This window comes from Ruegeria sp. AB6 (genome assembly GCF_056542685.1).
On the sequence record NZ_JBQGAD010000003.1, the window covers coordinates 210,119 to 224,289 of the forward strand.

Below are 14,171 nucleotides of genomic sequence, written 5' to 3' on the forward strand. Positions count from 1 at the left end.
ACGGAAGAGAAGACACGTAATCCAGCCCGCTTTACGAAATCCGCGTTCTCTAAACCCAAGAATGGCCGTTTTGTTTATAGAACCAACGGCCACCTTGTCCACGAACCAGATATTTAGGTTACATCCCAGCGCTGCGCAGCGGCGAACGGCAGCTTTGTCCTGCCGCGACCTGGATAAGCGGTTACGACGATTGTTGGATCATACCAGCATTTGTATAAGTAATTGCCGCATGGGTTGACGCTGAGCCCGACCATCTAAATGGAGGACGAAACATGGGCAGCCGTTTAGCAGTGATCATCGTAGCGGACATTGTCGGTTATTCCGGGATGATGGCCCGCGACGAAAAGTCAGGGATAGCGACAGTCAAAGAGATCAACGACACCAAGCTGGTTCCGATCTGCGATCGCCATGGGGGCGAAATCCTCAAGCGTTTGGGCGACGGATGGATCATTGCATTCGGGTCGATCATGGCGGCTCTGGAATGTGCCACTGAGATACAGAGTAAGCTGGCCAAACACCCAATGATAAAGTTACGTATCGGCGGCCATTTGGGTGAAATTACCGAGGATGAAGACGAATTTTATGGCACCGGGATCAACCTTGCGGCCCGGCTCGAGGCCGAGGCACCACCTGGCGGCATCATGATTTCGCAAGACCTCTTTCGACAGCTTAGCGGCAGTCTGGCAGCACAATTCGAAAGCGCGGGGCTGCTCGAGTTAAAAAACATTCCCGACCCGGTCGAGGGTTTTTACTGGTCGCCTAAGACAAAGGTCGCACCGGAAGAGGATAAGCGCCCCGTCATCGTCGTGGTGAAGATAGAGTTCGGGCCAAATGACGAAGAAACCAAGGCCGCAGCGCTGGAGTTGCGTGACCAGCTCTTGATGAACCTGTCGAAACGCACCGGTATTCGGGTTGTGGACGCGCTCACGGCGATGACGCTTGACCCAACCTATTTTCTGCGCGGCAGACTGCGGATGGCGGCGGGCAAAGCGCGGCTGAGTATATCTCTGGTGCTGTCTGAAACCGGAGAGCCTTCTTTCTCGCAGAACTATCAAGGTGAAACTGCGGACATCTTTGCGTTCTTCGACGAAACGGCTGCACAAGTAAACGCGGATATCCGCAACCACCTGAACAATTTTGATGCCGAGCGTGTGAAACATATGCCGATCGAGGAAATGGGCATATCCGACCTTCTGGCACGCGTCGCGAGCACCGGTCAGTCAGGCAAACACAAAGAATGGCTCGACGCCAGGAAATATCTGGACCGGGCGCTGGAACTGAACCCGGACCATCCGATGGTTCTGGCGATGTCGTCTATGGGGGATATCCTGTTTGCCCGAACGAGGTTCGAGGAAATTGAACCCTGCAAAGCCGAATTGCTGGAAAGCGCATTGAACCGCGCGTTGGTCTCAATGCCCAAAAGCGATTACCTGTTTGCCGTTCGCGGTATGTGCTATTTGTTCGGCAAAAAGGATTTCAAAAGCGCCAAGCGCGATTGCCATCACTCGCTGAAGCTCAACCCGACCTATTATTTTGGCCGCTTAATCCTCTCCATGGTTGAGATCGCGGAAAGCAAATTCGACGATGCTCTTGCAACGTTGGAGCAGGTGGAGGGGTTGGCAACCGAGAAGTCCTATGAACCAATGCGGCAGGTCAATCTCGCGGTCTGCCTGTATTGTTCCGGCGACTTTCAGGGCTGTGCCAATGCTCTGGACAGCGTTATCCAGCTTCAGCCCGGCTTCTGGACGCTCCATCGGTTCAAGGCAATCGTACTGAGAAAACTTGGCGACACTGACGCCGCCGCAGCAAACGACGCCGTTGCCGATGCTCTGTCAAAAGAACCGACGATGTTCTTTCTCAAGCCGTTGCTGCGAGCCGAGCACGCCGCCCTGCTGGAAGCTCTCGTCCCAACAGAAGGTTTCTAGTCGTGGGAAATGCGGTGGCAGGCAGCTGCCTCAAAAACGGAAGCCACCCTGACCTGGCCTTATTTCATGTCGGCTCTGTCCGCTCAGCGGTCATTAGAGAAAATTCTGCGAACGGCTGCTCTGAGCCCAAAGCTGTCTTTCAACAAGTGTCGAAAATGCTGCGTTGCAGCCAAGCGAACCCGCCGTTTGCAGTGTGTGCAGAAAACTATCACGTGGGATCCAAAAATCGCTTTGAGTTTGCGTAAGCAACTTGGCATCGTCACATTGAGACCAGGTTTACCCAAAAATATTGGGAGAGAATTCAATGAAACGCCTGTTCCCGTCTTTGCCGGACAACGCAACACTTGGTAGTGTCTATCAAGCTTTTCCCGATAAGCTTTCTCCACTTTGTGCGTACGAAAGCCTGGTTATGAGGGGAAAGAGCGATCTGTCGGTCGCCGAACGTGAATTAATCGCAGCCTATGTCTCGGGCTTGAATGCTTGCGCGTATTGCCATGGGGCGCACATCGTTTTTGCCAAGGCATACGGTATTGAGGTCGAGACAATTGAGTCGCTGATGGAGGACCGCGATACGGCACCAGTCGAGGACCAGCTTAAACCTTTATTGGCATATGTCGAAAAGCTCACTGTCTCGCCATCGCAAATGACTGAATCAGACGCAAAAGCGGTGTATGACGCAGGCTGGTCGGAGAGTGCATTGTTTGATGCCATCCAAGTTTGCGGCGTGTTCAATCTGGTGAACCGATTTATAGAAGGAACAGGTGTCCAAAGCCCTGGCAACGATCCAAGACAAGCCGATGAGGCCACTTTGGAACGATGCCGCAGCGAAACCTTCTACACTGATTTCGGACGGGAGAACGGCCTCGATATCTCTTGATTTGTAGTTGTGCCAGACCGCAGAGCAGAGATTGAACGGAAGTGACTTAGTGTGTGCACCGAGCCCAAAGCTGACGTTACTTATCCCGGCCATGCAAAAGTCTGCGATGACCTCATAAGTGCATCAAGTGCAGGCGAATGTTTTCGGCCGGGGACTGTAAAGGCCGCGATAGTTCTTGAAACTTCTGGCTCAACAAGCGGGCGCTGCATCAAGCCCGGTAGAGTAACCGAGTACTCAGGCATAAAGGCAAAACCAATGCCCGCAGCAACCATTGCTTGTACCCAATCTTCTCGCTCAGACCTGAAGCGAGCGTACAGCTCAACGCCTTTTGACTGACAAACCGACATTACCATCTCGCGCAACTCACAGGCCAAGCGGTCAACGTAGTTTTCTTGTGATAAGTCTTGGAGCGAAACTGAGTTGAGTTGTCCAAGGCGGTGTTCCGGCGGGAAAACAACCACATATCTTTCGTCGTAGAGTGGTCTAGTCCTGAACTCCTCTTCAAGCTCTTCAGTCAGGGTCATTAAAGCAACATCGATATCGCCATCGGCAAGTTTTTTCTTTAGGTCCGACACGCTTGCTTCGTTGACAGACAACTCCAATCCGCTGTGGTTTTTCTCGAATTGAGCTAAAAAGCGAGCAAGGCGAACGTGCCCAATTGTTGATAGGACACCCAAGCGCAGCGGTACTTTTTCCAGCAAACGAAAATTCTGAGCCAGCGCTTGTGTAGCTGCTGCTTCGTCGACGATGTGCTGTAGATGCGGCAGCATAGACTTCCCAAAGTCGCTAACCAGTATTTTCCTACCTTCCCGATGGAAAACCTGTGCGCCCAGTTCGGTTTCTAGTGACTTGACGCCCTTGGTAAGCGCTGGTTGGCTCACATTGCATTCTGCAGCAGCTTTGGTGAAATTCAGATGCTTTGCGGCAGATAAGACATATCTAATCTGAGACATCTCCATGTTGGGGCACCTCGTCACTGAAAGCTAATAACAATCATGACGCAGGATACACCGTTTTATCCAAACCTGGAGTTATTAAGTCATAAGGTATTGATAGTTCCCCGAGCCACCGCTCCGTGATGCAATAGGCGCATTAGTTTTGACTATTCGGAAAGGGAGCGAAATGTCTGTTTTTATGGTCGAAAGAAACCTTAAGGGTATCAGCATAGATGACTTGGGCGCTGCTCAAAAAGCCGCGATAGCAACTGCGCAAAAAATGACGGCAGATGGAGACAAGATCAGCTACGTTCGTTCAACATTTGCTCCCGAAGACGGGCGCTGCATGTGCTTGTTTGATGGTGAAAGCGCCGATCAAGTTCGTCGATTGAACGATACCGCTGGGCTTCCTTACGAAAAGGTCGTAGCCGCAATGGACCTTACCCCGTAACGGCTTGTAATATTGATTGCTTTTTGGGCCCTGAGTATATGCTCATGGGCCCTTGGCAATGGTTGAGCAGCTCGGCAGGGAGGTGCAGGTTCGTCCCGCAGATACTTGGTACACCGAGTTTTGCGGAAGCGCAGCATCATCTCCAATGCAGACTAGAACTCATCTCGTTTTAGCTTCTTCGAAAGACTAGCTCAGGCTCCCTGGAGTTCTGCTTACACAATGCGACCACAGACTGCCGGATGGATCACTTGGTCAACCTGCGCGACTGTTTGCATTGGACGCTGCAGTACAGAAGGGAACTCGGGCTAAGGCCTGCCCTCGCCATCCCAATACTCTTGATCAGGCCTTTGATATCCAGCCCCTTGATAGCTGTCATAGCTGCACACCCTCACAACAATAATTACAAAGAGTGCTATGAGGATTGCCCTGGCAGTTGGGGTTTGGAGCAAGTACTTCATTATTCATTTTTAATTTTGCGAGAGTGAAATGGCAAAGAAGTCCTGCGCCCCTTCATTCAGACCGCCAGTAGAACCGAACTAGACGAACGCGAAATTACACTGCTGAACAACGCGCTGAAGGTTTGCGAGGTGGCTTGGATATCGCTTGTTAGGCAACACCTGCTGATGACGGTGTTAACGGCGGCTTCGTCCACTTAGCAGACTCTAAAGGACTTGATCTGTTCGACCAGGAATGACAATTCAATACGTAACCAGTCTCACGTGGAAAATGTCAGATGAAAAATCTTCTTCTAACGTGCTGCTTTGGATTTGTTTTTCTTGGGTTCACCTCGCTTCCGTCGGCTGCCCAGCCTCGGTTAGGCTGGGCGTATCAGGTTGATGGGCTTGCCGCGTTTCAAGGGGATGCGGATTTGAGTGACGGCGGCAAGTTCTCTGCAAGTCGAGCGTTTCTACGTGCCACCGCACTTTACAATCTAGAAGGCGGAAGCTCCGTTGGGCTTTCCACCAGTTTTGGCAAGCTGGACTATAAATTCAGCCAATCGAACAACCAGCCATGGGAAAACATACGTGACCTTCGCGTAGCTGTTCCTGTTCGGTTTCGTGTGGGGGATACAACAACGGTTTTTGTATCGCCACAGATCAGGTGGGACTACCAAAGCGGGGCCTCCTCATCTGACGGTAGAACCTACGGTGTTTTTGCAGGTATTGCATGGCAACTGAACGAGCGCCTAACGATAGGCCCAGCCTTTGGTGCGTTTTCTGAATTTGACGAAAGCGGTACTGATTTTTTTCCGGCTCTGCTTATCGACTGGGACATAAATGACCGCTGGAAATTGAACACCGGCTCTGGTGTCGGAGCAACGCAAGGTCCCGGGTTGTCGCTGAGCTACGCTCTAAATGAGGCTATCGATCTTTCGTTAACCGCACGATCAGAGAGAATTCGTTTCAGGTTGGATGAGGATGGCCTCGCCCCGGATGGGGTGGGTGAAGACAAGAGTATCCCTGTGGTTCTTTCTCTTGGGTACAATCCGAATCCTGGAGTTTCATTGAGCGTATTTGCGGGAGCAGAATTTGATGGCCGCCTGACGTTAGATGATGCGAATGGAGTAGAAATCAGTCGGCAAAGCTATGACACTGCGCCGTTGGTTGGGCTGGCGTTTAGGGTCAGGTTCTAATCGCGGCATTGAGCCTGTTTGCCAGATGTGTGCGGAGGTTTTTTCGCGGCTGAGTTCATACTTCTGCTTTGTCCGCACGGCGGTCATTGATGCGCTGCTTAGCGAACGACTGCTCCGAGCCCAAACCAAAAAATGTCGCGCGGCAAATGATTGGCCACTTTTAAAGATTCGAGTTTACGTCTCCCAGAGTTTCGCGAGTGTATCTTCGTCGATGTTCACGATTTGGTTTGCATTAGGAAACCCTCCGTTCGTGACGTCTGCGAATTTTTAACGGTAGGCGGCGACACGTTCATCTTGTAGCCTGTCCCGCTCTCCGGCGAAGCTACGGTAGGTTTTGGCATGGCGCGGGATATAGCCGCGGTTTTCGCCCAACAAATTAGCCGAGAACAGATATTGCGCGTCGCATCCACCGCCTGACCGCAGCGAGAGCGTCGGCATAGATGTGCGTTTGGTGATCTCGATTGCAAGACCTGCGGCCACGACCTCCATCTCTACGGCGAACGCACCGGCGTTCTCGAACTCCTGAACTTGCGTCCGGATCATCTTGGCTTGTTCCAGCGTCTTGCCCACGCCTTGAACCCGCCCGTCCAAGCTGCCTTGGGCGGGCAAGACCCACGTTGCAAATGGCGGGAACACCGTGACGGGCAAGCGCCTCCACGACCCATGGGTTGTAGCCGCAATAGACAGATTGAGCGCCTGCCATCATTGCGGCCATGGCATTGCGCAACGCCTCTGTTACGTCTGCGGGTATGCCCCATGGTAGGCCAAACTGGAAATGCGTGTCGGGCACAGCTTTGGCAGAATGGCCCTGCTCTGGTACAAAGGCTGAGCCGATCATGTCTATACCCGCTTCGCGCGCCGCAATCGCTTCTTTTTCGCGGGCGACCTGCACGTAGTTGATTGTGCGTTTGCCTTTGGCCTCCAGCAAGTCCTTGACTGTCATGCCACCCAATTCATTTGGCCCCGTTGGTAAATTTCTTGCGCCGCTCGCGGATTTTCGCGTCAGATTCTACGGTGCCATCATGGAATGAACCGAACCACTTGTCCCAAGGCAATTCGAGCGAGCCATAGTTACACTCAAAATAACGATGGTGCATCTGGTGATGGAATGTTCCCAACTTCAAGCGGTTCTTGTCCTTGATCATCATGCCTTCAAAGCCCGTATGCGTCGTCGCAGCCGTCAGCGCGTAATATTGCAGGTGGAACAGAATGTGCAGCGGGTGTGCCGCAACAATAAAATGGATCAGCACCGACCCAAGAAAGATCAAATGTTCTACCGGATGCATCGCCATGCCCGACCAAGGCCCTACGTTGATGTTGCGATGGTGCAGTGCATGCACGTGTTTGTAGAAGAACGGGATGTGCAGGAAGCGGTGAATCCAATAGAAATAGAAACTTTCCCAAACGGGGATCAGCAGAAATAGAGCGATGAACCAGATGGGGTTCGCTGCCCATGTCAGCATCGGTGCATAACCGTTGGCCATCGCCCAGAACATCAGCACCTCATAGAACGTCCAAACCGTGACGCCACTGGCGATGGTCCAGAACATGTTGTCGCGGATTTGCCCGCCCAGCGTGAACTGTCGCCCGTTTTTCATCAGGGGACGCGGGTCGTATTTCAACTCCTGGCCCTGTTTGGTGAAGGTATAGAAATAGAGGTGAAGCCCTCCGGCGACGAGTGTCATCAATGCGACGTTACGGATGAACATCTCGGCAATCCAACCGAACGCCAGCGTTTGCGTTTCGGCTAAGGGGGGGTGGAACCAATAGAACGAAATGCAGGCAATCGCGACGACGATTAATCGTTCGGTGAGGAAGAACCAAGAGTTCCAGAACCATGCGACCATCGCCATTGGGCGCGGGGGCCAGCTAAAGAATGGCGACACTTGCAGCGGGACATTTGGCGTGTGGTTCCAGCCTTTGAGTGGTGCGCCAGACATCAATGGTCTCCTAGAAAAGCAGCGCATTTACGTTGGCATGATTTGTTTCACCGGAAAAATAGTATTAAAAGACAAACATCATCATAAATTCAGAGATAAAGATGCCGCTAACCCTTAAGGCCATGGAATATTTCACAACCGCGCTGCGTCATGGCAACATTGCCAAAGCGGCGGCGGAACTGAACATTGCTGCCTCTGCAGTATCCAGCGCGATTGATCAGGTCGAGGCAGAATTTGATCTGACACTTGTGATCCGCCAACGCGCGCGTGGTATTCAGCCGAACGCAGCGGGACGCGACGTGGCGCGGAAATGCGAGCATTTGTTGGAAGACTACCGGTCACTTCTGATTGAGGGCGCGGAGTTGAAGCAATCGCATAGTGGAACGCTTAGGGTAGGCTACTATGCTCCCATCGCCCCAGCGTTTCTACCGCAGATTTTTGATACGTTCTTGTCTCACCGCACAGGTGTCACGCTCGAATTGCAAGAATGTAACAATGATGAAGTACAGGACGGGCTGCTCTATGGGACATACGATGCCATTTTGTTTGTCGCAGAGGGTGTAAGGCCCTCCATCGAATTTACCCCCCTCATCACAGCACCGCCGTACTGCTTGCTGCCACAGTCCCATCCATTGGCAGACCAAGATGCAGTCACGATGGCTCAGATTTCAAAGGAACCTTTGGTTGTGCTGAACCGCCCCTTGGCCGCTTCCTATTACAAAGGTCTGTTTCAATCCCGCACAAGGCAAGTGCCAATCGCGGCCTACGCGAACTCGACCGAAATGGTACGCAGTCTTGTGGCAGCGGGGAGGGGATGCGCAATCCTAAATATGCTGCCTTTAACGTCCGAGACGTATGTTGGTGCGCCTGTCGTCGCGCGCCCGATTTCAGATACTCTGCCGCCACTAACGCTGGCCCTCGGCTACGACAGTGCGCGTCCAAGACGGATCGTTCAAGAATTCGCTCAAGCTTGCCGAGATTACTTCTCTGAATCCGGGTCAACACAATGCGTTGTCTTGAGCTAGTCCTAGACAGGCGACCATTGGGGCGCATGCAGCGAAATGACGTAGTGTCCGCAAAGTAGACGTTCAAGCAAGGTGCAGCGAACGACCGCATTGAGCCCTGAACGGTCTTTCAAAACTGGAAATAACACCTCAGCTACCGTGGCTCGCTGCGACCGATTTTATGTTAAAGTAAGCAGGCATCAATTGGAGATTGTTGGCTCGGAGCAACGGAGATGGAACGCAAATTAGCGGCCATTCTGGCCACCGATATAGTCGGTTTCGCGGGATTGGTATCACGCGATGAAAGTGGAACATTAGCTAAGTTGGTTCGACTAGAACGTGAAATCATCGGCATGCAGGTGGAAGCAAACCGGGGTCGTGTTTTTAAGTCTACTGGCGATGGGTTTTTGGCTGAGTTCTCGAGTGTCTTTGAGGCGGTCAATTGTGCAACTAACATTCAAAGAGCCTGCGCACGCGAAGCACGCCGGTCGAACAGTGACGACCCTCTCATCTTACGCGTCGGCGTTTCTCTCGGTGATGTCGTTGTACACGGCGACGATATTCTCGGAGACGGCGTAAATACTGCGGCACGGCTTGAAGCAATAGCGGAACCAGGTGGAATCGCGGTTTCAGGAGAAGTAATGGCGCAAATAGCGGGCAAGATAGATCTTCCGCTGGCGGATTGCGGTCACAAAAGACTCAAGAGAACTGATAGTCCAATACATGTCTACATGACCGTTTCAGAACCCGGAGAAGAGGGAGGTTTTCTGGATTTTGATGAAGATGAATTGGCCAAAACCTTAATAACTGGTGGCTGCATCTGTGGGTTGGTACGGTATGAAATAAACGCGCCTGCCATAAGCACCGGGTATTGCCATTGCAGTTGTTGCAGAAAATTTTCTGGTTCAGCAGTTAATGCATGGGCGGCTTTTCCTGCTTCTGCTGTTCGATTTCTCACCGAGGAACCTCGATACTTCGCAACTACGCCGATAGCAAATCGTGGCTTTTGTGCCAGATGCGGGGCAAGCCTAACTTATAAGCTCGTGAAGCCACGAGAAACGGCCTATCTGGTCCTGCATACTTCGAGCCTCGACCAACCGGAAAACTTTGCTCCTTCAGTCCACTCCGGAATAGAAAGCAAAATGCCTTGGTTTGATATTTTGGATGATTTGCCGCGGACAAGATCTTCAGACTCCAGAGTTTTGCAAGAAGCGTGGTCAAGTGTCGGTCTACCAGACCCTGAAACTTGGGGACCTTTGGCTAAGCCGCCTGAGGTTTTTTAGTGACCGAGCGATTTCTGCTTTATCCCGCATGGCGGTCATTCAACGCAAATAATCCAAAGTCTGGTATCCGGAGGAGCGGCCGTTCGCGCCTAAACCTTCGGAACCCGTTTTGAGATGACGGACGGCTGCTGCCGTCCGTCAAACCGTCAGATGTCGATCTTCTCCGCGATGCTCAACGCGTCGTCGAGTTCGACCCCAAGGTACCTGAACTTGTAAACGCGGCGTGTGACGGCTCGGTTGGCAATATAGTGGATGTAAAGAACGCGTCTTGGACAAATGACATTGGCCAGGCAATTCTCGCCGGATATTGGGAAGACCCGGACTACGACCCGACGCAAAGCGCGTTCTGCTACGTGAGAGTGTTGGCAATACCGACACCGCGGTGGACGACATACGATGCAAAGGTGTTCGGAACGCAGATCCCTAATGAAGCCCCGCATTCGCTACAGGAACGAGCTAACCTATAGCCAATATGGTACATACCTCGCAGATGATTTTTTGATAATCCAATACGGCCATTCGCATAGTTTGCTTCGGGCTCAAAGCGACTGTTTGAAGCAATCCGCGTGAGAGTCTGCTATCGTATTTGACCAACGTCCTATCACTTGACATCGAGTTGTGTGTGGTAGGTATCGTGGTATTTCTCCTGATACTTCTAATTTATTTCTCACTTAACAGTATCTTATGGGCTTAGTTATGCTGACTTCGTCTCCGCCATTTGTTTACATTGGGGCCAAAAAATACCTTTGGTCAGCGATTTGGGGTTGAACCGGATTACCTGAGTCCGGTTACGCGTTGGTGCGCGGCACACAAAACATCTTACTGAGAAAAGAGTCATTTAATTCCGTCAAGTTGCCCGACCCAATCCACCACAGTTTGCGCCGTTTTGTTCCATTGAGCGTCAAACTGTATATAGTGGCAGGCCCCCTCGACGGGCATGAACTCGGCTGAGTCAAAGCGGTTCGCCATCGCCTTGGCCGTGCTGGTCGCCACGGCCTTGTCTTCCGTGCCAGAAACGAACAAGAGCGGGCATGTCACATTGTGCGGGTCGATCAGGGTCGTTTGCGCGCTGTCAAACATCCAGAACACGAATTCGAACAGCACCCGACCGGACTCGGTGCCAAGCCGCTGATGGATGTCGTGTTGCAGCGCCTCTGGCAGAGTGTTCAGCCCGTAGGTTGCCAAAAGCTCGAAATCCTGACCCAAGGCCTGATCCCAGAAAGCTCCGGCCGAGATGAACAGTTTTCCCAGATCGCGCTCTCCGTCGGTGGTGGGCAGGACACCATTGACGATACTGCTGTTCAGCAGAACTCCGGCGCGTATCAGACCTTGTGCCGCCAAAAGCTGAGCGATCACGCCGCCGAGCGAATGACCCACGACTATCGGAGCCTGCCCGATCTCATTGATGGCGCGTCGTGCATCTTCGACATAGTCGGCAATGCTAAGCCCGATCAGTTTGGCGTCCCGATCCGGGCCCGGAGGCAGATCGTGGTGGCGATAAGTCAGGCTGTGACAGCTATAACCCGCTTGTTCGAAGGCTTGGCGGACGGGCGCCATCGTCCAAGCAGCGGCATTTGTTCCGGTCAGCAAAAGGACGGGTGGCAGGGGGTCGTCGGTCATCGCGTGCTCGGATCCGCATGGGCTTGGGGCGTGATTTACGTATGCCCCAGAACTTTGCGCGCCACGCGGAAACATTCAAGGGCTTGGGGTACGCCACAGTAGATTCCGATCACATGGATGATGGCGCGGATCTCTTCGGGCGTAACGCCGTTGTTGATCGCGCCTTTGCAGTGAATCTCCCATTCATGCATCTTGCCCAGAGCGCCGATCATCGACAGGTTCATCATCGACCGAGTTTTGGCGTCGATGACATCATCGCCCCATCCAAAACCCCAGCACCAGGCTGTCATCGCTTCTTGGAACGGGCGGGTGAAGTCGTCAGCCGCCGCGAGGTTCTTTTCGACATATTCTGCGCCAAGAGTGCTCTTGCGTTGTTCCAGTCCTTTTAGAAACAAGTCTTCGTTGAACAGGTCTGACATTTTTACCTCGGGAGTCGTGGACAATAGTTGTGTGTTGGGCCGAGAAAATTCGTCGAATTTTCTTCGCCTTCGGGTAGGTCAGCCATCAATGGCTTCGCGCATCCAGTGTTGCAAGCGCGCAATGGAATGTTCCGACATCACGCCGCAACCGGGGTCCAACACCAGCGGGCCGGGGCGGTATCCGCGGGACTTCAGGCCGCGGTGGACGGATTCGACCAGACGGATATCCTCTTCGACCGTTGTCTCGCGGTCTTGTGCGGCCAGTTGGCGGATCAACGCGCTTTCCGATCCGCCTTCGGTGTACCAACCGCGCCAGACGGTGCAGTGATCGGCGTCGTGGGCGCGCCAGTGATAGGTGTTCAGTACGTTACCCGGATAGCACTGGAACGAGAACATCGGCCACAAGAACCACGACTGGTAGTCGCCCGCATGAGGCACGGACATGTCGATGGGGTAGGTCATCTTGTCGAGGCTCTGACACTCGGTCGTATGACGCAGGACATAGCCGCCGCTGGCGTCGGGCTGAATGTCATAAGTCTCGGGCTTGACGACGCCTTCGGCAAAAGTCGGGTGGTTGGTCGGGCAGTGATAGCATTCCGAGTAATTCTCGATACTGACCTTCCAGTTGCAGTTTTCCGGAATTTCTACCCATTCCAGCGGTTCCAAATCGTCGATATGCGGTACAAACGCACCGATTTCCTCGCGCACGCCGGGATACCAATCGTCCATGGGGGCTGCATCATCGTCGAGGTTGACGAAGATGAAGCCGTTGAACACTTCGGTCCGAACCGAGGTCAGGCAGATCGCGCTGCGGTCGAAACCGGGAACCGATTTGATATTCGGGCCGGCGCGCAATTGGCCCGTCAGTTCATAGGTCCAAGAGTGATAGGGGCAGACGACCACGCGGGTATTACCCGCGCCACTGACCATCTCGTGCGCGCGGTGTTGGCACACATTGTAGAATGTGCGGATTTCCCCGTCGCGACCCCGAATGCAGAAGAGGTTTTGCCCCGCGATCTCGAACGCGAAATAGTCGCCGGGTTCGCGCACCTGTGCCACGTGGCCTGCGAATTGCCACGTTCGGGCCAGCAGCCCTTGCATTTCCTGCGCGAAAATTGCGGGGTCGGTATAGTATCTGGCGTCCAGAGAATGGGTGAGGGGGGCGTTCATTCGGGCTCCTCCGCGTAGAGGCCAAGCTGGTGTCTGCGTTGGTGAAACCGCTCCACCCGCTCGACGATTTCATCGCTGGACACGGCGATCACGAAGGACAGCAGCGTTTCCAGCAGAGCGATTGTCGAAACAGAGGAGGGGAAGAATTGCGGCGTATCGGCGGCCACGACAAAGCCGTGCTGCGCGTTCAGGATCACTGGGCTAGCCGGACTGTCCGAGATCCCCACGACGGTCATTCCCTGTTGCCGAGCCAGTTTGATGGCGTCGATCACCTCGGTCCGGTAGGGGTGGCATGTGATGGCAATCAGCACGTCTTGTTCATCAGCCCAGGCCAGGTCGTCCACCGGGGTTGATCCGGGGCGGGGAATAGCGTGGAATTGCTTCATCCCAGTTGACGCTAGATAGGTGAAGTTCCGTGCGTTCGCGTTGTTAACGCCCACGCCCAGCGTGAAAATCTGGCGACAGGTCCAGATATCCTCGGCCGCCGCCTTTAGGTTGGCGGCGTCAATTCCGGCAAAGGTCTCTTCGATATTGCGGATCGCGGCGCCAATCATATCGGCATAAAGCCCGCCCAGCTCACCCGACTTGCCGATATCCTGCAGCCAACGCGCACGGTCGGGGAACGAAACGCCGCCCCGACGAATCGCATCACGGAAGGGCGCGCGGAAATCTTCATACCCTTCGAAGCCGACTTGCCGCGCCATGCGGACAAAAGTGTTGGGCTTTACTTTTGCCGCCTCGGCAATCTCGCGCACGGTCGAAACCCCAACATCCGTGGGGTTTTCCAGCACATAGCGTGCGGCCTTTTGCGCCTCGGGCGTCAGGGCCTCCCATTCCTCCGTAAGGCGGTCGAGAACGATTGATGATACATTTGTGTCATTCATGATTGACGATGGTACAAATGTGGAATTAGC

At 53.5% G+C, this 14,171-nt stretch carries 14 protein-coding genes; 7 read left to right on the plus strand and 7 right to left on the minus strand.

The window, feature by feature from the left end; genetic code table 11:
- Positions 1-272: 272 nt before the first annotated feature.
- Positions 273-1,925 carry an adenylate/guanylate cyclase domain-containing protein gene (locus ACR0DB_RS09015; RefSeq protein ID WP_480550272.1) on the plus strand — a complete coding sequence of 551 codons (1,653 nt, stop codon included), beginning with the start codon at positions 273-275 and terminating at the stop codon, positions 1,923-1,925.
- A 304-nt stretch (positions 1,926-2,229) separates the two neighbouring features.
- Positions 2,230-2,802: a carboxymuconolactone decarboxylase family protein gene (locus ACR0DB_RS09020; protein ID WP_170773679.1), complete on the plus strand. Its 573-nt coding sequence runs from the start codon at positions 2,230-2,232 to the stop codon at positions 2,800-2,802.
- An 80-nt stretch (positions 2,803-2,882) separates the two neighbouring features.
- Here the strand turns inward: ACR0DB_RS09020 and ACR0DB_RS09025 are convergent, their stop codons facing one another.
- The gene (locus ACR0DB_RS09025) at positions 2,883-3,761 is read right to left on the minus strand and encodes a LysR family transcriptional regulator (protein ID WP_170773677.1); all 879 of its coding nucleotides are present in this window, start codon (positions 3,759-3,761) and stop codon (positions 2,883-2,885) included.
- Positions 3,762-3,924: 163 nt separating this feature from the next.
- Here ACR0DB_RS09025 and ACR0DB_RS09030 point away from each other — a divergent pair, with 163 nt between their 5' ends.
- Positions 3,925-4,188 carry a DUF4242 domain-containing protein gene (locus ACR0DB_RS09030; protein ID WP_170773675.1) on the plus strand — a complete coding sequence of 88 codons (264 nt, stop codon included), beginning with the start codon at positions 3,925-3,927 and terminating at the stop codon, positions 4,186-4,188.
- Positions 4,189-4,921: 733 nt separating this feature from the next.
- Complete coding sequence (locus ACR0DB_RS09035) at positions 4,922-5,821, plus strand: hypothetical protein (protein ID WP_480550274.1); 900 nt, start codon at positions 4,922-4,924, stop codon at positions 5,819-5,821.
- Between the two features lie 267 nt (positions 5,822-6,088).
- Here ACR0DB_RS09035 and ACR0DB_RS09040 read toward each other — a convergent pair whose 3' ends face one another.
- Together ACR0DB_RS09040 and ACR0DB_RS09045 are read right to left on the minus strand one after the other, a co-directional pair.
- The gene (locus ACR0DB_RS09040; protein ID WP_480550276.1) at positions 6,089-6,469 is read right to left on the minus strand and encodes a 3-methyl-2-oxobutanoate hydroxymethyltransferase; all 381 of its coding nucleotides are present in this window, start codon (positions 6,467-6,469) and stop codon (positions 6,089-6,091) included.
- Between the two features lie 305 nt (positions 6,470-6,774).
- Positions 6,775-7,761, minus strand: a complete 987-nt coding sequence (locus ACR0DB_RS09045; protein ID WP_170774026.1) for a sterol desaturase family protein — start codon at positions 7,759-7,761, stop codon at positions 6,775-6,777.
- A gap of 101 nt (positions 7,762-7,862) precedes the next feature.
- Between ACR0DB_RS09045 and ACR0DB_RS09050 the strand changes: the two genes are divergently transcribed.
- The 3 genes from ACR0DB_RS09050 to ACR0DB_RS09060 all read left to right on the plus strand — a co-directional run bounded on the left by ACR0DB_RS09050 (position 7,863) and on the right by ACR0DB_RS09060 (position 10,515).
- Complete coding sequence (locus ACR0DB_RS09050) at positions 7,863-8,786, plus strand: LysR family transcriptional regulator (protein ID WP_170774024.1); 924 nt, start codon at positions 7,863-7,865, stop codon at positions 8,784-8,786.
- A 212-nt stretch (positions 8,787-8,998) separates the two neighbouring features.
- Positions 8,999-10,048 carry a GFA family protein gene (locus tag ACR0DB_RS09055; protein ID WP_480550278.1) on the plus strand — a complete coding sequence of 350 codons (1,050 nt, stop codon included), beginning with the start codon at positions 8,999-9,001 and terminating at the stop codon, positions 10,046-10,048.
- A gap of 245 nt (positions 10,049-10,293) precedes the next feature.
- Entirely contained in the window at positions 10,294-10,515 is a 222-nt protein-coding gene (locus ACR0DB_RS09060) for a DUF3604 domain-containing protein (protein WP_480550522.1), read from the plus strand.
- A 367-nt stretch (positions 10,516-10,882) separates the two neighbouring features.
- On the opposite strand, the gene ACR0DB_RS09065 is transcribed toward ACR0DB_RS09060, so the two are convergent.
- The 4 genes from ACR0DB_RS09065 to ACR0DB_RS09080 all read right to left on the minus strand — a co-directional run bounded on the left by ACR0DB_RS09065 (position 10,883) and on the right by ACR0DB_RS09080 (position 14,141).
- The gene (locus tag ACR0DB_RS09065; protein ID WP_480550280.1) at positions 10,883-11,668 is read right to left on the minus strand and encodes an alpha/beta hydrolase; all 786 of its coding nucleotides are present in this window, start codon (positions 11,666-11,668) and stop codon (positions 10,883-10,885) included.
- A gap of 35 nt (positions 11,669-11,703) precedes the next feature.
- Positions 11,704-12,087, minus strand: a complete 384-nt coding sequence (locus ACR0DB_RS09070) for a carboxymuconolactone decarboxylase family protein (protein ID WP_480550282.1) — start codon at positions 12,085-12,087, stop codon at positions 11,704-11,706.
- A gap of 78 nt (positions 12,088-12,165) precedes the next feature.
- Positions 12,166-13,257, minus strand: a complete 1,092-nt coding sequence (locus ACR0DB_RS09075) for an aromatic ring-hydroxylating oxygenase subunit alpha (protein ID WP_480550284.1) — start codon at positions 13,255-13,257, stop codon at positions 12,166-12,168.
- Positions 13,254-14,141, minus strand: coding sequence for a MurR/RpiR family transcriptional regulator (locus ACR0DB_RS09080; RefSeq protein WP_480550286.1), 888 nt, complete (start codon positions 14,139-14,141; stop codon positions 13,254-13,256). Before ACR0DB_RS09080 ends, ACR0DB_RS09075 begins: the two co-directional genes overlap by 4 nt.
- Between the last annotated feature and the right edge of the window lie 30 nt (positions 14,142-14,171).